The 21,075-nt window shown below is 42.9% G+C and carries 17 protein-coding genes; 10 read left to right on the top strand and 7 right to left on the bottom strand.

The genetic code is table 11. The annotated features are described in order from the left end of the window. Positions 1-4 precede the first annotated feature (4 nt). The 6 genes from xseA to KEM09_RS08935 all read left to right on the top strand — a co-directional run bounded on the left by xseA (position 5) and on the right by KEM09_RS08935 (position 8,205). Positions 5-1,390 carry an exodeoxyribonuclease VII large subunit gene (gene xseA, locus KEM09_RS08960; RefSeq protein WP_212227723.1) on the top strand — a complete coding sequence of 462 codons (1,386 nt, stop codon included), beginning with the start codon at positions 5-7 and terminating at the stop codon, positions 1,388-1,390. Positions 1,391-1,448: 58 nt separating this feature from the next. Further along, the gene (locus tag KEM09_RS08955) at positions 1,449-3,686 is read left to right on the top strand and encodes a tetratricopeptide repeat protein (RefSeq protein ID WP_212227721.1); all 2,238 of its coding nucleotides are present in this window, start codon (positions 1,449-1,451) and stop codon (positions 3,684-3,686) included. 5 nt (positions 3,687-3,691) lie between these two features. Beyond that, positions 3,692-3,892, top strand: a complete 201-nt coding sequence (gene xseB / locus KEM09_RS08950; RefSeq protein ID WP_212227719.1) for an exodeoxyribonuclease VII small subunit — start codon at positions 3,692-3,694, stop codon at positions 3,890-3,892. Positions 3,893-4,050: 158 nt separating this feature from the next. After that, a complete protein-coding gene (locus KEM09_RS08945; protein ID WP_212227717.1) occupies positions 4,051-5,091 on the top strand; it encodes a GMP reductase in 1,041 nt (346 codons plus the stop codon). A gap of 286 nt (positions 5,092-5,377) precedes the next feature. Then, the gene (locus tag KEM09_RS08940; protein WP_212227716.1) at positions 5,378-5,953 is read left to right on the top strand and encodes a glutamine amidotransferase-related protein; all 576 of its coding nucleotides are present in this window, start codon (positions 5,378-5,380) and stop codon (positions 5,951-5,953) included. Positions 5,954-6,054: 101 nt separating this feature from the next. Next, positions 6,055-8,205 (top strand): ATP-grasp domain-containing protein, encoded by a 2,151-nt coding sequence (locus tag KEM09_RS08935; protein WP_212227715.1) that lies wholly within the window; start codon positions 6,055-6,057, stop codon positions 8,203-8,205. A gap of 251 nt (positions 8,206-8,456) precedes the next feature. Here KEM09_RS08935 and KEM09_RS08930 read toward each other — a convergent pair whose 3' ends face one another. Next, positions 8,457-9,194: a methyltransferase domain-containing protein gene (locus KEM09_RS08930; RefSeq protein ID WP_212227714.1), complete on the bottom strand. Its 738-nt coding sequence runs from the start codon at positions 9,192-9,194 to the stop codon at positions 8,457-8,459. Positions 9,195-9,415: 221 nt separating this feature from the next. Between KEM09_RS08930 and mnmH the strand changes: the two genes are divergently transcribed. From mnmH to KEM09_RS08910, 4 genes are all read left to right on the top strand, one after another. Further along, positions 9,416-10,453: a tRNA 2-selenouridine(34) synthase MnmH gene (gene mnmH, locus KEM09_RS08925; RefSeq protein ID WP_212227713.1), complete on the top strand. Its 1,038-nt coding sequence runs from the start codon at positions 9,416-9,418 to the stop codon at positions 10,451-10,453. Then, on the top strand, positions 10,431-11,471 hold the full coding sequence (gene selD / locus KEM09_RS08920; RefSeq protein ID WP_212227712.1) for a selenide, water dikinase SelD: 1,041 nt from the start codon (positions 10,431-10,433) through the stop codon (positions 11,469-11,471). Before mnmH ends, selD begins: the two co-directional genes overlap by 23 nt. 96 nt (positions 11,472-11,567) lie before the next feature. After that, complete coding sequence (locus KEM09_RS08915; protein ID WP_212227711.1) at positions 11,568-13,412, top strand: sulfatase family protein; 1,845 nt, start codon at positions 11,568-11,570, stop codon at positions 13,410-13,412. Between the two features lie 136 nt (positions 13,413-13,548). Continuing rightward, a complete protein-coding gene (locus KEM09_RS08910; protein WP_212227710.1) occupies positions 13,549-15,942 on the top strand; it encodes an ABC transporter substrate-binding protein in 2,394 nt (797 codons plus the stop codon). Here KEM09_RS08910 and KEM09_RS08905 read toward each other — a convergent pair. The 6 genes from KEM09_RS08905 to KEM09_RS08880 form a co-directional block, all read right to left on the bottom strand. Beyond that, positions 15,935-16,285, bottom strand: coding sequence for a hypothetical protein (locus tag KEM09_RS08905; protein WP_212227709.1), 351 nt, complete (start codon positions 16,283-16,285; stop codon positions 15,935-15,937). The genes KEM09_RS08910 and KEM09_RS08905 overlap by 8 nt on opposite strands. Before the next feature lie 16 nt (positions 16,286-16,301). Continuing rightward, positions 16,302-16,853 carry an RNA polymerase sigma factor gene (locus KEM09_RS08900; RefSeq protein ID WP_212227708.1) on the bottom strand — a complete coding sequence of 184 codons (552 nt, stop codon included), beginning with the start codon at positions 16,851-16,853 and terminating at the stop codon, positions 16,302-16,304. Further along, complete coding sequence (locus tag KEM09_RS08895) at positions 16,853-17,221, bottom strand: DUF6249 domain-containing protein (RefSeq protein ID WP_212227707.1); 369 nt, start codon at positions 17,219-17,221, stop codon at positions 16,853-16,855. Before KEM09_RS08895 ends, KEM09_RS08900 begins: the two co-directional genes overlap by 1 nt. A 71-nt stretch (positions 17,222-17,292) precedes the next feature. Continuing rightward, on the bottom strand, positions 17,293-17,520 hold the full coding sequence (locus KEM09_RS08890; RefSeq protein WP_212192535.1) for an immunity 17 family protein: 228 nt from the start codon (positions 17,518-17,520) through the stop codon (positions 17,293-17,295). A gap of 11 nt (positions 17,521-17,531) precedes the next feature. Then, positions 17,532-18,872, bottom strand: a complete 1,341-nt coding sequence (gene trkA, locus KEM09_RS08885) for a Trk system potassium transporter TrkA (protein ID WP_212192534.1) — start codon at positions 18,870-18,872, stop codon at positions 17,532-17,534. Between the two features lie 97 nt (positions 18,873-18,969). Then, a complete protein-coding gene (locus KEM09_RS08880) occupies positions 18,970-20,985 on the bottom strand; it encodes a ComEC/Rec2 family competence protein (RefSeq protein WP_212227706.1) in 2,016 nt (671 codons plus the stop codon). Positions 20,986-21,075 lie beyond the last annotated feature (90 nt).

Below are 21,075 nucleotides of genomic sequence, written 5' to 3'. Positions count from 1 at the left end.
TACAATGGCCCGCGAACACCTGAGTTTATTTGAATTAAACACCCATATAAAGGAGGAGCTGAAAGAGCGTTTTCCTTCAACCTATTGGGTAATAGCCGAAATCAGCGAAATACGAACAGTCAGGAGCGGCCATTGCTACCTGGAGCTCATTGAAAAAGATGCTGACTCGGACCAGGTCAAAGCGAAAGCCCGGGCCACCATCTGGGCCTTTACCTACCGCATGCTGAAACCATACTTTGAAACCACTACCAGGCAAACGCTTAGCGCCGGTTTAAAGGTCCTTCTGAAGGTGAGTGTCGAATTTCAGGAGGTGTATGGATACAGTTTAAACATTAAGGATATTGACCCGACGTTCACACTGGGTGATATTGCCCGTCGGAAACTGGAAGTCATTCAACAGCTTCAGGAAGATGGTGTGATGGATATGAATAAGGAGGTTGACCTGGCAGAAGTTCCACAGGTACTGGCCGTCATCTCGTCGCCTACCGCTGCCGGCTACGAAGATTTTATCAACCAGCTGAGCAATAATCCGGAAGGCTATAAAATATACCACAAATTATTTCCGGCCATTATGCAGGGTGATGAAGCCGAGCAATCAATCATTGCAGCTCTTGAGCGCATCTATGAGCATGAGCACGCGTTTGATGCGGTGGTTATCATACGTGGTGGTGGCTCCTCTTCCGATCTGATGTGCTTCGACAGTTATATGCTGGCGCTTAATATTGCACAGTTTCCTTTGCCGGTTCTCACAGGTATTGGCCACGAACGCGATGAATCTGTTGCCGATATGGTGGCACACACGCGTCTGAAGACACCTACAGCAGTAGCCGAGTTCATTATCGATCGTATTACGCAATTTGATGCCTACCTGTCTGACCTGAAAGAGCATTTTGTAGCCGAAACATCTCAACTTTTGCTGAACGAATCGCACCGACTGGAATTGGCAGCGCAGCGTTTTCAGCCGGTTGTTAACAAAGCCATCAGTACCAGCAAGCAATTTCAGATAGACGCAGCTCACCGCCTCGAATTTGCCGTCAAAAGTTACTTCGACAAGCAGGTCAATTTCTTCTCTCATGTAAAAGAATCGGCTCATTACCTGACTAAAAAACAGCTGAGGGGTAGTCATCAGAACCTGGCGTTTCAATCAAAACGCTTAAAGCTCGAAACAAGTGCCTATTTCAAAAATCAGCAACAAAAACTTAAACTGGCAGAAAGGACGCTTGAACTAAGCGATCCTTATGAAATACTTAAAAGAGGTTATTCGCTAACATACAGGGGCGGCGAGCTGGTGAAGCAACTGGAAAGCTTAAACGTTGGCGACGAGCTATTAACGCAAGTGCACGAAGGTAAAATCATCAGTCGCATCGAAAAAATAACTCAAAAAAAATAACGTTTTATTATACGCTTTTTATATTTTGTAGCCTGTTTTATTGCCTTAACACATGTCGATGACCACCAAGCTACCATTTAAGTCACTTTACACCATTACAGGCTGCATACTTTTATTCTTTAACTGCTCATTTTCAGCCCATAGCCAGCAGAATAAAGAAACAGCTTTTCAGTATATTGAACAAGCCGAAAAAGCTCAGGAACAAGACGAAGTCATTTCACTTTGCGAACAAGCAGTATCAGCCATTGTCAATGAACCAAACACATCTGTTAAATTTGATGTCTATCATAAAGCAGGTCTGGCACTTTTTAACCACAAGCAATACAATACGGCCAAGGAATACCTCAATAATGCCCTCACCTACAAAGCTGCAAGCACCGATAAAAACAACGTTGGTATAACAGAAGAATACCTGGGATGGATTGAGAATGCCAATAACCAGAATGAGCTGGCCATTGAGCATTTTAACCGGGCAAAAGACATATTTACTTCAACTAATAATCTTGAAAAGTTAGGTAACACCTACAATAGCCTGGGGGCAATGTATTGGTATTTGCGCAATTATGCACAGGCACTTGAACACTTTGACATGGTGCTTACCGTGGGAGAGAAAATTGATAACACAGTATTAATCAGGAAAGGACTCACCAACAAAGGGGTTGTACTAAATACCTTAGCTCAATACAATGAAGCACTGATTTGTCTGGAAAGAGCCTTGGAGTTAAACCAGCTGGATAGCGATGCCAAAAGTCGTGCAGTGCTGCTCAATAACATTGGCAACATCAACGGCGCTTTAAACAATAACGAAGCGGCCATTCGCAACTACCAGGAAGCCTTAGCGATATACAGTCAGCTTGATGATAAAGATGGGATAAGCAGCTGTTACAATAATTTGGGTGAGGTACACCTCGAGTTGGGCAATATCCTACAAGCTATTGAAAACTACCAGACTTCGCTAAATATACTGATACAAGAGGGTGACAGCTCAAAGATAGCTGTATCGTATGTTAACATAGGGCGTGCCCACCAAAATGGTGAACAGTACAGCAAAGCCATCTCCTATTTTGAGAAAGCACTTAAACTGATGCTCACCTTCAATGATCCTTCGCTAAAGGCCGAAACGTATTTACACCTGGGGCAAACCCTTTTAACCAATAAACACTATCAACAGGCCAATGACTACCTGACGAAAGCCACAAATCTTGCCAAAGAGTTGGATGAAAAAGCGCTGTTGGCTGATTGTTACAATAGTATGTCTGTATGGCACAGCCAGCAAGCCAACTATAAAGATGCATTAGATTACAAAACGAAATACGCCGAACTTAAAGAAGCCATCACCGATGAGCAGGCCATGCTGAGCAGTGCCCGCATGGAAGCCGTCTATAAACTCTTAAATAAGGAAGAGCAAATATCGAAGCTCGAACAGGATAACCTCAACAAGTCTGCCAGCCTGGCAACAGTGCGAACTGGCCGGACAACCTACCTGATAATAACGGGCTTTTTGTTAATGGTGGTAGTTGTTTTGTTTTTAAGCTTCCGCAGCCGGCGTAAAACAGAGCGCTTACTGAAAGAAAAGAACAAGGAACTACAGCAGCTGAATGCCACAAAAGACAAGTTCTTCTCCATTATTGCCCACGACCTGAAGAGTCCTTTCAGTTCACTAATGGGCTTCGCTGAAATGCTGACGCTCAATGCTGAGTCGAAAAACACAAAGGAGGTGGTTGAATACTCCCAGATTATTCACAACTCCACTAAGCGTCTGCTGGGGCTGGTAGAAAACCTTTTACAATGGTCGCGCACACAGCTGGGTACCACCGAATACAAACCTACACAACTCGACATCTCCATTCAAACGCATAACATTGTATCATTGCTTCGGTTAAACGCCGAAGAAAAAGATATCGTCATCAGTCCCAGAATAGAGCGTAACCTGGTAGCCTGGGCCGATGAAAACCTATACAACACCATATTGAGAAACCTGATTAGCAATGCCATAAAATTCTCACGCGTGGGTAGTGTTATCTATGTCACAGCCAGTGCTAAAAATGATATGATTGAAGTGTCGGTAGCCGACTCAGGTGTTGGCATCAGACAGGAAAACCTGGAGAAGCTTTTCATGGTTGACTCCACTTTCAGCACCAAAGGCACGCTGAATGAAAAAGGTACCGGTCTTGGCCTGGTGTTGTGTAAAGAGTTTGTAGAGATAAATAAAGGCACCATCTGGGCAGAAAGTGAATTGGAAAAAGGCAGCACATTTTATTTTACACTACCTTTATTGCAGATTAAAAACAACTAATAGCAATGACAAAAAAGAAGCTCACATACAACGAGGCCGTTAGTGAAATTGAGGACATACTGCAACAGATTGAAAACGAAGAACTGGATGTGGATGACCTGTCGGCGAAGGTTAAACGGGTGAGTGCACTTATAAAAAGCTGTAAGGACAAACTGCACAAAACAGAAGAAGAAGTAGAAAAAATACTTAAAGAAATAGAACCATAAATCACTTCTTAACAACTACTTAAATACTCACCAAACCACAGTCTCTGATTCTACTTTCGAACGTAAACACATTTTATTCAGCTTCGATAAAGGCGCCATTGCTTTTATTGAGAATATTGATGTATCTTTGTCTGTAATCAAAAAAAGGAATTAGTAAGATGAGAGTAGAATACGACATTAAGTTGGGATTCAAAGACGTCATGTTCAGACCTAAGCGTTCAACGCTAAAAAGCCGTTCACAGGTAAACCTGCAACGCACTTTTAAATTTATGCATACCAGCATTGAATGGACAGGCGTGCCAATTATGGCTGCTAACATGGACACAGTAGGGACCTTTGAGATGGCCGTTAAACTGGCCGAGAATGAGCTTTTCACAGCCATTCACAAACACTATACCCTGGAACAATGGAACCAGTTTCTGGCTGATGCTCCTGAAGGTATTGAGAACTACATTGCAGTGAGCACCGGTACCGGTGCCAACGATTTAGATAAGGTTGTTAGCATCTTCAAGGCTAACCCAAAGCTGAAGTTTATTTGCATCGATGTGGCCAACGGCTACTCCGAGCATTTTGTAGCATTTGTCAAGCAAGCACGTGCTCTCTTTCCCGATAAAGTGATTATAGCAGGTAACGTGGTTACCGGCGAAATGGTGGAAGAGCTATTGCTGGCTGGTGCTGATATTATAAAAGTAGGTATCGGGCCGGGCTCGGTATGTACCACACGTGTGAAAACGGGTGTTGGTTATCCACAGTTGTCAGCCATTATTGAATGTGCCGATGCAGCTCATGGCTTAGGCGGACAGATTATCAGTGATGGTGGCTGTGCCGTACCAGGCGATGTGGCCAAGGCCTTTGGTGCCGGAGCCGACTTTGTGATGCTGGGTGGTATGCTGGCCGGACACGATGAGAGTGGTGGCCAGGTGATTGACATCGACGGCAAAAAATACAAGCAGTTTTATGGTATGAGTTCGGCTACAGCAATGGATAAGCATGCAGGGGGAGTTGCTGAATACCGTGCCAGCGAAGGTAAAACAGTTGAAGTAGAATACAGAGGTCCGGTTGAAGCCACACTTCAGGATATTTTAGGAGGTGTGCGTAGTACCTGTACCTATGTGGGTGCATCACAGCTTAAAGAGCTGACCAAGCGTACTACTTTTATACGTGTGGCCGAGCAGGAAAACCGTGTATACACCAAGTAAAAAATACTTCTGTTAGTAGATAAAAGCCGCCTTGTGCGGCTTTTTTTATTGGCGAGGTACTGCCATCTCTACATCTTCCATTTTACCTGCAACCACCACATTTATTTCTACGGCAGTATTCAAATACCTATTCATCAATTGCTGTTACAATACTGAATAAAGGCCAGCAAACACGCGTATTATATTTTCATTCAGTGACTGCATCTTATCGTTTTTTACCGTATTTTAGGTACGCAAATTATCGCGCCAAAATGGTTTAATATTTACTGATAAGCAGTGATTTAATATGCTATTAATCATCGACAACCAGAGTGCTTTTATAAAGAAATTCAAACGACAGTTTCTTTCGGAGCAGGATTTTGATTACGTCTTTTTCGACCATAATCAGCCCATTACCTTATCTGCCAAAACACAGATTAAGGGCATTATTTTATCAGGTGGCAAAGGCAATCCTTACGAGCCACTCAACCTCACCTCTAATTATGTGGCATTAATGAATTTTGAAGTGCCTGTACTGGGGTTCTGCCTGGGCCATGAAATCATTGCAGTCAGCTACCGGGGGCGCATTAAAAAACTGGCTGAATACCACGGTAAAAAGGAGCTCATTACCATTACCAAGCCCGAAGACCCGATTTTTGAGGGGCTGCCTACAACGGAAGTATCGCTGGTTAAGCGTCATTCGTTTCATGTATCGGAGCTACCTGCCTCCTTCGAAAGCCTGGCGACATCCGATACCTGCAGCAACGAAATCATTCGCCATAAAACCAAACCCATATATGGTTTCCAGTCACACCCCGAAGTATCAGGACCAGAAGGCATGTTGATGGTGAAAAATTTCCTCAAGATGTGTGAGATTATTTAAGCCCCCTCATCGAAACACCAATGACCTCAGTAAAGAGTAGATTATAAACTGAATACTAACAAGATAGTTGACATAAATACAGAAGACAATTATACTAAAACATGAAAGTAGCACTGATATACAATAAGGACATCAGCGGTGTAATCAACACCTTTGGCATGCAGAACAAAGAGTTCTACAACGAAAAAACTGTTAAAAAGGTGGCTGAAAGTCTGGAGAAAGCAGGCCATAACGTGGCTGTATTAGATGGCAATAAGCAGATTATTGAACGCCTCGAAAACTTTATGCCGCGCGTTAACCAGGGTGAGCAGATGGGTATGATATTTAATATGGCCTATGGCATACAAGGCGAATCGCGCTATACGCACATCCCAAGTATGCTTGAGATGCTGGGACTACCTTATGTGGGCTCTTCTCCTTCGGGCCATGCCTTGGCATTGGATAAAGTGCTAACTAAAATCATCTGGAAAAATAACGGACTGCCAACTCCGGATTTCTGGGTATTTAACAACCATGATGAAGACATGTCATCGGTGAAATTTCCAGTGATTGTGAAGCCTAAGATGGAAAGTGTGTCCTTTGGCCTGAAAGTGGTATACAACCAGGATGACCTTAGAGAAGCCGTGCATTTTATTGTTACGGAGTTTGGTCAGCAGGCACTGGTGGAGCAGTTCATCAGAGGACGCGAGTTTTGCGTTGGCTTAATTGGGAATTCACCTGTTGAGCCGTTTCCGGTGTTAGAGATTGATCTCGAAGGCGATCCTGATGCCATTCAAACCGTTGATGATAAGAAGCACACGCCCAAGAAGAAGGTGTGCCCTGCTCACATTTCGGATGAGCTGGCCGAAAAAATGCAGAAACTGAGTATTGAAGCCTTCAAATCACTCAATCTAAGGGATTTTTCGCGCGTTGATATACGCCTCGATGAAGATGATAACATCTATCTGCTGGAGATAAACTCCATGGCCAGCCTTGGTGAAACAGGCTCCTATCCTACTGCCGCCAAAGTAGCAGGCTACGATTTCGAATCGCTGGTGAATAAAATGCTCGATGTGGCATCGGTGAGGTATTTCACCAATACACTGCCACAAGCTGATAACCAACCGGCTAATGGGCGGACGAACCAGACTTCGCGCATGCGCACCTTTATCAAAACACGGCAGCAACGTACCGAAAAGTTACTGCAGCAGCTGGTGGATACCGACACCTATGTGCGTAATGTAGAAGGTGTAAACTATTGCTCAGGACTAATCAGCAGCGAATTAAGCCAGTTGGGTTTTACCCAGGAAATATACCCGCAGCTGGAGGTTGGTAATATATTGTACTTCTCTAATTCGTTTAACCAGGAGGTAGACTACCTGATTATTCAACCACTGGATAACCGTATTAAACTGGCACAACACGAGAATTACCACGAGCAGGAGCAGTACCTGGAGGGTACCGGCGTATGGGAGAGCAAAGGTGGTGTGGCCATTTTAATATCCGCTCTTCAGGCGCTTAAGTTCTCGCGCAACCTGAAGAAACTGAATATTGGTATTCTGCTGGTGACCGACTCATCCATTGATGGCCGTTACTCTAAAGCCATCATTCAGCAGAAAGCCGAGTTGGCCAAAGCGGTCATTTCACTCAGTGGCGCCTCAAAAAAGGGAGGCCTCATCCTGTCGCGCTCGGGTTCGGCCATGTACCGCCTCGAAACAAAGATGCTGAAAAAGGATAATCCCGAAAATGTATCGCTCACCGCCATGAATTTTAATAAAACACTGGCGGCCATCTGTGATATATCCCAAAACGACAACAAAAACATCATTGCACCTTTTGACATTCAGTATAAGAGTAACATTTTTAAGAAGTATGCCTATGGCTCTGCCGGCATTAGTGTGCGCTATAATTCACCCGAAGTGCTGGATGAAATTGAAAAAAAGATTAAAAAGATACTAGCCACACAGAAGCGCAGCAAGATTTACCAGGTAAAGATTGAAGGCGGACTTAAACGACCTGCCATGGCCGTGTCGGATCAATCGAAAGAGCTATATACCAAAGTAAGTAAACTGGCTAAGCAAATTGATGTGCGTATAGGTGAAGAACACCGCTGGAGCTCGGCAGATATCTGCCACATCAAAAAAGACATGCCCATTATTGATGGTTTAGGTCCAGTGGGCGAATACCTGCCATCGGACAATGAGCGCATCATACGGCACAGCCTAATCGAACGGGCCTTACTGGTGGCCCTGCTGCTAAAAGATACGAAGTAAAGTCATCTGCCTGAACTAGGTGATTTTTTCACCACTCAGCTCAAATAAAAGACTGATTGGCAGGGAATAATTTGATAATACTTACGCTTTGCATTGGCGTAGTTATGCATTTTGAAGCTGCAAATCAGTCTTTTTTCACAACTCTGGCCATTTGATGCTTTCCTACAGTCGTAAAGTACCCTCCTACGGGCGTAACACTAGCTCCTACGAGTAAACAGCTTACACCTTAACGGTTTAAGGTACAATTAACCTTACTTTTTACATATCAATATACATTCTTCGGGAGCCCAACCACAGGAATTATCCGGTTCTTCAACAAACCTTTTAACCTCCACTTTAAAACCAGCCCGTTCCAAACGCTCTTGCAGGCCACTGACAGAGTATATTCGTAAATGGTCAGACTGCCCAAAATGTTTCGTCCTTTCCTCTGGAGAGGTAATCAATGAATCCTCATAAATCCTCCCTGCCTTAAACGGAGTTTGTACAAGGCATGTCCCCCCTTTTTTTAGCACACGCCATAGTTCGCTCATTGCCTGAGCATCATCATCGATGTGCTCAAGAATATGATAGCATATTATCAAATCAAAACTTTCATCTGCTGCGTCAATTTCCTTAATATTATAGTTTACATCAGCTATAAAATCGCCTGAAAGATCGGAGCTAATATATGTGAGCTTGCGCTTCTTCATCAATCGATAAATACTGCGCGATGGCGAAAAATCAAGCACTGTCTGATTATCTGATAAATAATTGGTACTGAGTTGTTGCCATAGCCTGCGGGTTCTTTGCAAGCTTCCACACCTCGGACACATTTTTTCACCTCCATCTTCAATAAATGCACGCACACGCTTGTTGCATAAATTGCACACATACTTATCGCCTGCATACATTAAATACACCCAATACCTCATCTGGTACTCAAACCTGAATAGCAGGGATGCTGGAAAAATTGCTCTCAAAAGCGCTTTGGTGGTGCTATAAATACTCATTTGTGTTTGTTAGTAATACTGCAAAGAAATACATACTGCTGAATATAACGTAAGCTGCAAAGTTATATTTTCTGATATGGGATTTACTTCCTGTTTTGTATCGCTTTATTTGTGTCTCGTTTGATTGAGCCACATGTTTGGTGTCGAAATTCAAACAATATCAAACCTTCATCTTCACCACAGCGATGACAAGGTATAGACTAAATGACTACCTTTGCGCCATGCCAAAAGATATAAGCATAACAGAATACCTCAATAGCTACAGTCACCTGCCGTTGGTGGATGTGCGCTCGCCAGGCGAATTTGAAAAGGGTCATATTCCTAACGCTACTAACATTCCTCTTTTTAGCAATGAGGAAAGAGCTCATGTGGGCACTGTGTATAAGCAGCAATCGCAGGAAGACGCAGTGGCTTTGGGTTACCAGTATGTTACACCTAAGCTACAGTGGTTTATTGATGAATCAGTGAATGCAGCACCTGATAAGCATATAGTGATTCACTGCTGGCGGGGCGGTATGCGCAGTCATGCCTTTGCTCAGCACCTTAAGGATAATGGTTTTAACAAGGTTTATGTCATCACCAAGGGATATAAAGCCTACCGTCGCGAGGCTCAAAATAACTTTGACAAAGGCCAGTTACTGTTATTGGGCGGGTACACGGGTAGCGGCAAAACGCACATTCTGCATCAAATACAAGAAATGGGGCACCAGGTGCTCGACCTCGAAGGCTTAGCTTCTCATAAAGGTTCGGCTTTTGGAAACATCGGAATGGACAAGCAGCCAACCACCGAGCAGTTTGAGAATAATCTGTACTGGCAATGGCGACAGTTTGACTTTTCGCGCCCCATATGGGTCGAGGATGAAAGCCCTAACATTGGTGATGTTAATATTCCCATGCATCTGTTTCATAAGATGCGGCAATCACCTTTGTTTTTTGTTGAAATCAGTAAAGAAGAAAGAGCCCACTTACTGGTTGACGAATATGCTTTAGGTGATAAGCGTAAGCTTGAAAATGCAATTGGGCGTATATCAAAGCGCCTGGGTAACGATGTATCAAAAAAGGCGCTGGAGTACCTGGCTAATGATAATTTTTACGAGGTTGCCTTGCTCACACTTGGCTATTACGACAAATATTACAAAAGAGGGATTGAGAAACGGATGACTGATGATATCCGTTTTATTCCTATGCAAAACACCAATGCACATAAAAACGCAAAAACCTTAATCGAAGTATTCAATGAGCAATTTATCAGAAGTTAAGCTAACACAATATAGTCATGGTGCCGGATGCGGATGTAAAATAGCCCCTTCGGTATTAACCGACATACTAAAAAGCAATATTAGCCCTATACACGACAAAAAGTTGCTGGTGGGCAATGATAGTCGTGATGATGCTGCGGTGTACGATATGGGCGATGGCACAGCCATTATCAGCACGACTGATTTTTTTATGCCCATAGTTGATGACGCATTTACTTTTGGCAAGATTGCTGCCGCCAATGCCATCAGCGATATTTATGCCATGGGTGGTCAGCCTTTGCTGGCCATAGCTATATTGGGCTGGCCCATCAATAAGTTGTCGCCCGAGGTGGCTTCGCAAGTGATGGATGGCGGACGACAAGCCTGCAAAGAAGCGGGCATCGTGCTGGCAGGTGGACACAGCATCGATAGTCCTGAACCCATTTTTGGACTGGCAGTAACCGGCCGCGTTGATATTGCTAAACTCAAGCGCAACGATACAGCCACTAAAGGCTGTAAACTATACCTGACAAAGCCCCTTGGCGTTGGTATTCTGTCCACAGCTCAGAAAAAAGGTATTTTGAAGAATGAGCATGCCCATATTGCACCTGCACTCATGAGTCAACTCAATAAGCTGGGAGCTGAGCTAGCGACTATCGACGGCGTCAAAGCCATGACAGACGTAACGGGCTTTAGCCTGATTGGCCATTTGAGTGAGATGTGTGAAGGCAGTCAGCTATCGGCTAAATTAGCATACGAATTGGTGCCTAAGCTGCCAATGCTGCAAGATTATATTGATCAAAACTGCATGCCCGGAGGTACCGGCCGCAACTGGCTGAGCTATGGCCATCAGGTAGTATTGAAAGATGAAACCTACCGACACACACTGTGCGACCCGCAAACAAGCGGTGGTCTGCTGATAGCGGTTGAAGACTTTGCAGTAGAAGAGGTGGAACAATTGCTAAAGCAAAATGATATAGCTCCTGTGTGCTTTGGTGAACTCATTGAACAACAAGACAAGCTCATTTATGTGGAATAGATGCTTCTGAACATCTCTCCCTCTTTCTGAACCAGAAATAATCATCGTTACCGTGGCTTCGGCGTATTTTTGTCCTGCAGCAAAACGCCAAATGATATGATACGACACGCCATTGTTACACTGATGATGATTGCCGGAATAATGAATGCTAATGCATCCGGCAGTAAAGATAAACGCCCCAACGTTATTATTATTCTTACCGACGATCAGGGCACGGTTGATATGAACTGCTATGGGGCAACTGATTTGTACACCCCGCATATGGATGCTCTGGCACAATCAGGGGTTCAGTTTAATCAGTTTTATGTGGCAGCACCGGTTTGTTCGCCATCAAGGGCATCAATGCTAACCGGACAAAATCCGCACAAGGCCGGTTTACCGGGCAATGCATCATCGCAGGCAGGCCATAGCGGTATGCCCACCGAAAAAGTAACCATCGCCGAAATAATGAAAGCTAATGGTTATCAAACGGCTCATATTGGTAAATGGCACATTGGCTACACGCCCGAAACCAGGCCCCTGGGTCAAGGCTTCGACTATTCGTTTGGGCACATGGGAGGCTGCATCGACAACTACTCCCACTTCTTTTACTGGAATGGTCCTAACCGCCACGATTTATGGGAAAACGGTCAAGAGGTATGGCATGACGGTGAGTATTTTGGCGACTTGATGGCAGCAAAGGCCAATGAATACATCAGTGCGCATAAAGACCAACCGTTTTTTATGTATTACGCCATTAATATGCCTCACTATCCCTTGCAACCTAAAGGCCAATGGCGCGAGTATTATAAGGATATGGATATGCCACGACGCGACTATGCTGCCTTTGTATCCACCATAGATGAATATATTGGTCAGCTCATCAAAACGCTTGATGAGCAAGGCTTAAGAGATAATACCATAGTTATTCTGCAATCGGACCATGGCCACAGTAACGAAACCCGTACGTTTGGTGGCGGAGGAAGCGCCGGTCCATACAGAGGGTCTAAATTCTCGTTGTTCGAAGGAGGCATCCGAGTGCCAGCTATAATCAGCTACCCCAAAAAAATTAAACAGCAGCAACAGCGCAATCAGATGGCCTTGAACATCGATTGGTTGCCTACCATTGCCGACTATTGTGATATCAAATCACTGCCTGCCGAGGTGGAAGGTATAAGCCTGCGAAAGGTCATAGAGAAAAACAGCAATAGTGAACATGAGCAATTCATATGGAAAAGCGGTGGCAGCTGGGCTATACGCAAAGGCGACTGGAAGCTGATTGGTTATCCGCAGGACCAGAGCGGTAAAGGTGTACTCGACCCCGACAATGATATGCTGTTTTTGGTCAACTTAGCAACGGACAGCACAGAAATGCTGAACCTGGCCAAGCAATATCCTGGGAAAGTAGAAGAACTAAAAGCTGAGTATCTTAAATGGGAATATGCCAGTGCTGATGACATCCCTGTAAAACGACAAACCTTTAAACACAAAGCCATTGGCCACAAGATAGAGCTGACCAAAGCCCCACACCCAAAATACAAAGGTAAAGGTGCCGCCGGGCTTATCGATGGCGAAGCCGGCACACGCTTTCACAACGATGGTTACTGGCTGGGCTTTGAAGGCAACGATGCTGAGATGGTGATTGACTTTGAAACGGCCGTTACAGCCAACGAAATCACTGTAGGTGCCATGCATAATCCTGAAAACTGGATTTTCTTCCCATCATATATTGAAGTGAGCTGGTCAAATGATGGCAGTGCATACACCAAAGCAGTTAAAATAGCCGTAAAAGAACCTGAGCAACGCAACAACTATGCCCGACAGCGCTTCAGCATTCAGCAGGAAGATATAAATGCCCGCTATTTCAAAGTTAAGGTTAAAAATGTTGAAACATGCCCTGCATGGCACAATGGAAAGGGTAACAAAGCCTGGCTCTTTATTGATGAAGTAACCATAAACTAATCAATCGCCTGCGGTTTTACGGCCAATCAATGCATATTTTTAAGGCTCAAAAAAAGATTGTATATTCAGACGTCGAATAACCAGTCTCTTTTTGATGAAACGAGCCCTTAAGCTTTTTGCACTAATACCGCTTTTAATGATGCACCTAACACTATTTGCCTCTCAGCAGGCAGATACCGTTGTGCTGCAGCTTAAATGGCGTCATCAGTTTCAGTTTGCCGGCTTTTATGCTGCCATTGAAAAGGGATTTTATCAGAAAGAAGGATTAGAAGTCATTGTTAAAGAAGGTAACACCTCTGTTAACTTTGTGGATGAGGTCATGTCAGGTCGTGCCGATTATGGACTTGAATCGGCAAGGTTAATCATAACGCGCAACAACAATATTCCGGTGGTGGCTTTAGCGGCTATTTTTCAGCATTCGCCTGAAATAATATTGAGCCGAAAAGATACAGGTATCCGTTTTATTGAAGATCTTAAAACAAAACGTATATCATCCGGTCTAAATGGTTTAGCCTCTACCAAAGCCTTATTAAATAAACTAGCTGTACCAGACAGTAATTATATCTATGGCAGTTCCATTGGGTATATCAATGATTTAATTGAAGGCAATACCGATGCGATATCCACCTATATCACCGACGCTCCCTATTTCCTGGAGCAAGCGGGTGTTGAGCCCTTAATTTTCAAGCCTCGCTCCTATGGTATCGATTTGTATGGCGATATCCTGTTCACTACTCAGTCGATGGTAGAAAATAATAAAGACCTGACCGATAGATTCCTGAAGGCATCAATGGAAGGTTGGGTGTATGCCATGGATAATAAAGAGGAACTGATTGATATCATTATCAACAAATACAATCCTTCTCTGACGAGGGGCTTCCTGAACTATGAAGCCCTCACCATGGAAGACCTGGTGATGCCCAAACTAATTGAACCGGGTCATATGAATCCCGATCGCTGGAATTATATTGCCGATACCTTTGTTGAAATGGGCCTGCTGCAACCTCTTTATAGTATCGACGGCTTTTTGTATGAAGATTACCAGATATTAAATAACCGGCGAATTAAAGAAGTGCTGTATATACTGCTGGGCATCGTCATCATATCCCTACTCACCCTCCTGGTGTTCTTCCTCTTTAATCGTCGACTAAAGAAGGCCGTGCTGCAGCGCACACTCGACCTGTCAGACGCCAATGAGAATTTAAAAAAGGAGATAAGCCGCCGGCAATTGATGCACACCGACCTAACCTTAAGCGAAGAACGATTCAAACTACTGTTTGAAGATTCGCCCATCTCGCTTTGGGAGGAGGACTTTAGTGAGACAAAAAAACTGCTGGATGATTTATACAAAAGTGGCGTAAAGGATGTCGAAAAATACATACGAGAAAACCGGGATTTTGTGCGCCAGTGTTCGTTAAGTGTTAAAATCAATAATATCAACAAAGCCACGGTTCAGTACATGGAGGCGGCCAACAAAGACTTTATTCTAAACAACATCCATAAGGTATTTGCCGATGAAGCCCTTGATGATTTTGCAGAAGAACTTATCGCCTTTTACAATGGTAAAAACCAGTACGAAACAGAGTCGGAACACATCACCTTTAAAGGGAATAAAATTCACGTTTCGGTAACCGTTAAAATTCCGTACGGCTATGAGCAATCATGGAGTAAAATCATTGTGTCGCTGATTGATGTAACCGACCTGAGAAGAACAACTGACGAACTCAGGTATAAAGAGGTGTTGCTACGCCAGCAAAATGAGATACTTAAAGGCATTAATGACGAATTAAAGAAAGCTAAATTTAAAGCCGAAGAGAGTGACCGCCTAAAAACGGCGTTTCTGTCCAATATGAGTCACGAAATCAGAACACCGATGAATGGTATTGTGGGATTCACTGATTTACTCAAGGACCAGTCTATCAACATTCATGAAAGGGAACGCTACCTGAATATTATTGAGGAAAATTCGCAACAGCTTCTACGCATTATTTCTGATATTATTGATATATCAAAGATAGAGGCTTCACAGCTAAAAATTGTTAAGGCAGAAGTTTGCATTAAACAACTGTTTGAACACCTGCTGGAAATATTCCAACTCCGAATTAAGCGCCTTGCCAAAGAAAACCTGAACTGTACCTATTGCATTGGACCAGAACTAAACGAACAACAACTTGTAATTAATACGGATGTAACCCGCCTACGGCAGATACTGACTAACCTGCTTGAAAATGCTGTTAAATTTACTGAGAAAGGCACCATTGAATTCGGAGTTTGTCTCTCGAAAAATGATAAATCGCTCATCTTTTATGTGAAAGATACAGGTGTGGGTATAAAGAAAGAACGCGTTTCTCAGATTTTTGACCGATTTTTCAGAGAAGAGGAACGCTTTGGCGCCAACCTGGGCGGAACAGGGCTGGGGCTTTCGATTGCCAAAAATTTAGTTGAACTGCTGGGTGGCAAAATTCATGTTGAAAGCACACCTGGTGTTGGATCAAAATTTTATTTTACCCATCCACATGACACTAACTAAGGCGTTTCTGCCTTTTATGCCTTAGTGTGAGTCTTATCATTTCATCCAGTTGCCAGATAATAACCACCAAAGTAATAAGCAATATGGGGTATTTGATAAAATGAAGGCTGATACCCGCCAGTTCAAAGGGCATCCACGGTAGCAGAATATTCAGTACAAGGCCGAAGAAAGCACCTAATACAAAAAATAACCACGACAGGCGAATACTTTTTACTACAGACCGACGCCCATGCAACTCAGATTTTACACGAGTCATCAGTTTAGTCTCAAAGTCTGAGAAAGGCATTTCGACCCGACTATCTTTTAGCAGTGATTTTAATTTACGATCATTCAACTCTTCCATCACATCTTAAGTATTATCAGATTATCAATCTCGATTCCTTCTTCAGTATGGCATTCAGATGAGAGTAAAAACTCTTTCTGGCTCGATGTATAACGACTTTCACCTTACTGGCCGACCACCCAGTAATATCGCCAACCTCATTTAACGACAACTCCTCCAGGTAAAACAAACGAAGAGCAAGGCTCTCGTTTGGCGTCATCACTTTCAGTGTTTCATTAATAAAGTACTTACGCTCATCACTCTCCAACTGGTCAATCGCTATCGTTTCAATGGCATCCTCAATAGCCACCAAGGGCTCGTTCTTCCACTTTTTTTCTTTATCCAATTGTCTGAATGCTTTGTTGACAATGATGCGATAAAACCAGGTACTAAACTTCGATTGCTGTTTAAAAGCCGGCATCTTTTCAAAGGCTTTCATAAAAGCCTCCTGCACCACCTCCTCAGCCAAGAACTCATCTTTTACAACAGAAATAGCAATAGAGAAGGCCATGTCCTGGTAACGCCTTATAAAATAACGGTATCCCTGCTCATCGCCTTCAATTACTTTTTTGATGTAAAGCTCTTCCACTACTGGTCTCTCTTTTCCTCAGTAAAATGGGCCAGTATCATACCTAATCCGCCAAACATCACTGTAGAACCAAAAACAAACGGCTCATCAATGCGTCCTAAGGAATTTGGAAAGATAGCGTGGGTGAACACAAAACCAAACATCAACCCAAAGGCTATTCCTACAAGTAATAAGCCAATTTTTAGCCAGGGAAACGAAAAACGAAAACCTCTTCTTTCAGGCTTTTTAGCATAGAAATTGCTGGCATCGGCTCCTTTTTCAATTAACAGTGTTCGTTCTTTGGTGCGTGCCTGCAGATAATAATACCATGAGAAAAAAGCAGCGGCAAAAAAGCCCAGCCAGCCAAACATTATTGTAACATCTTCCATAATCAATTGTATTTTGTTTCTCTGCTGAGATACAAGATAGAAAAGAAATGTTACAAGTTGTTTGGAAAAAATCAGAATAAAGAGCCGATGTCAATTCGTCCTGATAGCACCATCCAGCCAAAAGCCGCAAAGAAAGCACCCAAAATAGCATAAAAGATACGCGCACCATTGCGTCCCATCAGCTTAATGATGGTTTGTGCTCTCCTTTGTTTAAAAAACCATTCCCAGTTGGTGAGTGATGCCATAAAAATAAGCGCTCCAACACCAATCATAAGGTAAAACAATATATCCTTGTTCATATCTGCAGCAATTAGCTAAACATTTTTTCAATTTTGGCAAAGCTCGATGGCATCGCAAACAACACCACTTTATCATGCGGTTCAATTACTGTTTCACCACTGGCTATAATTGCCGATTCGCCGCGTATTACACCACCAATATTTACATCCTTAGGCAAGCTTAATTTGTGTAAGGGCCCTTTTGTAATCTTCGAATCAGGCTGCGCAATCAATTCCAGTACTTCAGCATCAGTGGCTGTCAGACATTTTACATGCGATACATGTGCACGTAAGGTATAGCGATAGATGTGGCTGGCCGCTATCAGCTTCTTATTCACCAAAGTACCAATACCAATATTCTCAGCCAAATCAATGTAGTCGATATTTTCTACCTCAGCCACCGTTTTTCGAACACCCATTTTTTTAGCCAACTGACAAGCCAGGATATTTACTTCTGAGTTTCCGGTCACCGCCACAAAAGCATCCATCTTTTTAATACCTTCATCTTTTAGCAGCTCAAGGTTACGACCATCACCATTAATTACCAGCGTATCGGCCAATACATCAGCCAATCGTGCCGCCTTATCTTTATCTATTTCAATAAGCTTGATACTATATTGTCCTTCAAGTTTCTGAGCCACTTTCTTACCTATCCGGCTACCTCCAAGGATCATCACGTTTTTAATATCGAACTGCTTCTTACCGGCATCTTCCATTACCTGCTTAACAGCCGATTTGGTGGTTATAATATATACCAGGTCGTTGTGCTGTAATGTTTCTTTACCACGGGGAATAATTGTATCACCATCGCGGTTAATGGCCACAATATTATACTCCTGCTTTTCATACATGGCAGAAATTTCAGCCAGCGTCTTATTTACGATAATGGCATTGTCGCGCACCTTTAAGGCGAACATAACCAACTTACTGCCAGTAAACTCATACAACTGACGTGTCCCCACCTGCTTAAGCGAAGCAAACACTTCTTTGGCCGCCAGCTGTTCAGGATAGATTAACTCATCGATACCCAACTTACCAAAGAACTCCTTGTTTTCCTCCATCAGGTACTCGTGATTATTTACACGGGCCACTGTGGTTTTGGCACCAAGCTGCTTAGCCAAAATGCAGGACAAAATGCTCATATCCTGGTATGGTGGTACAGCAATAAACAAATCACATGATTTTACATTGGCTTCTCGCAGATCCTCAATGGATGAGATACTACCTACAATGGTCATTAAGTCGAAGTGAGCATCAATTTGCTTGAGCTTCTCCTCTTCTTCATCCATCAATATAACATCATGATTGGCAGAACATAGCATTTTAGCCAAATGTGTTCCGACTTCCCCTGCACCTGCAATAAAAATTCTCATAAGTACCCGTTCTTTTATACGTGTTTTTGTCGAGCAAAAACACCGCAAATTAATAGATAATACTACTAATCCTCCAAATAAAAATGGACATAAATGACTAATCGTTTCTAAAAGCCACTAAAAAGACGCCGTCTTCCGATACATCATGCAGGTTTTCAATATGTTCATCATAGCCATCGAACCATTTCTTTTGGTACCATTTCCAACCGTTCGGTATAACCACTTGTCCAACCCGCATCGTACTTCTTACTTCCTTGAAGTCAATCTCAGGTTTTCCCATTAAAACAAGGTAATCAACTTTGCGATGTTCCAGTTTACAGCTCCACTTGGCTCCTTCGGGCAATATTACCAAGGCCTTACCTCCTATTAAACTAACAATTGGCGAAGCATTCGGTTTATCCTCAACCTGCCTGACCGTATATGAAACAGGCGCATTACAGTAAGCCCATAGACCATTAAATGCAAACTCAATCTCTTTCTCACTTAATGGCACATTGGTATAAATAGTGTTACTCTGCTTATCCAAATGATTGACAACACTTTTACCGTTTATTTTAGCTACATACAAGACTTCTTCAGGCAAATAATAACTGCGCACATGGATAGTTACTATGGTGATAATGCCAAGTACCAGCAAATATTTCAAATACATTAAATAGCGATAATTAATATATACGAGCAGCAGAATCAAACTGCCATATAGCAATGGCAGCTGCCAGCCTTCGACATATAAATGCTGAATAGTTGAATATGGAAGTTGATCAATCCAATGTGCTGTATCATTCATAAAAGTCAGCAAACTTCCCATGCCCGGCACTATAAGTCGAAGTATATACATCGAAAAGGAACAAAGAGCAGCTATTACGGCCATCACCAGAATTGGCGTGACAACAGGTATCAATACAATGTTGGTTACAATGAAATAAAGTGGAAATTCGTGAAAAGCATAAATGGCGATAGGCAATGTACCTAACTGAGCAGCTATTGATACTGCAATGATTGACCATCCCCATTTAAATGGTGGAAAGCGGAAATGAAACCAATTGTTAATTTTAGGATAGAAAGAAACAATGGAGGCCACCGCTATGTGACTCAACCAGAAACCAATGTTGAATATCGAAAGGGGCTCAATAATGACGATGATAAACATAGATGCGCCCAGCAAATTAAAAATGCCGGTTTGTCGTTTTGAGATACGCCCAAATTCCAGAATAGTAAACATTAAACTGGCCCTTAGTACTGATGGTGAGAAACCAGTAACAGCAGCATAAAACCATAAACACAGGATAACTACCAGTGCCGTCAACAGTTTATATTTCCTTGCTCTGAAAACAGATACAATGCTCATTAGCAGCATGTATATGATACCAACATGCAATCCACTCACAGCCAATAAATGCATGGCACCGGCATCTGAAAAAGCACTTTTCTGTTCGTAGCTTAGCAAACTTTTATCGCCCAAAAACAATGCATTAAGTATAGCAAGTTGAGTTTCATTAAGGCCAGCTTCCTGATATTTATCCCGAAGGAAGGCCTTCAGCCTGGCACTCAATATAACAGGATGAAGTAAGCCACTTTTATCTTCAATGAGTTGATATTCGCTCACAATTAAACGAAAGGCAATGCGCTGATTGCGCAAATAGTTGCTATAGTTGAAATCAAATTGACTATTGGGCTCTGAGAAGGGGATAAACCGGCCGGTGGCAAACATATACATATCCACATCCGGCTGATGCTTAATAATTGATTTGGGCATGTAAACAATGCCTCGTTGCCTTTCAAGGTAGCTTATGCTATCTGAACTGCTTCCACTGAAATAGGCTTCGAATTTGAGATTCTGTTCGGTGGAGCCAATGGATTCAATAATGTGCAATTTTACCTGGGCGTCCGAATTTGTTGAAAAGGTAACAGGTTGTCTTAACTGGGCATATACAATAGATAGAGTCAGGAGCATAACAAACCCGGTAATTCCAGTCAGGAAGCGATACCGGTATATCGCCGTTTGTTTCTGCCATAATATCAGTAAACAGTAGAGTACAACAAAAGATATAGCCAGATATATATAGACATCTGCAAATAAAATGACCCGAAACGACAAAAAAATCCCCAGCATTACTGGCAATACAAACCTTACAAAAGGAGATTTTTTAAAAAAGAGGTTAAGATCAGACAACATAAAAATAAATTTATGCTATCTGTAGCA

This window comes from Carboxylicivirga mesophila, from assembly GCF_018271975.1.
Classification (GTDB): domain Bacteria; phylum Bacteroidota; class Bacteroidia; order Bacteroidales; family Marinilabiliaceae; genus Carboxylicivirga; species Carboxylicivirga mesophila.
This window is presented reverse-complemented; position numbering and strand designations above follow the sequence as displayed.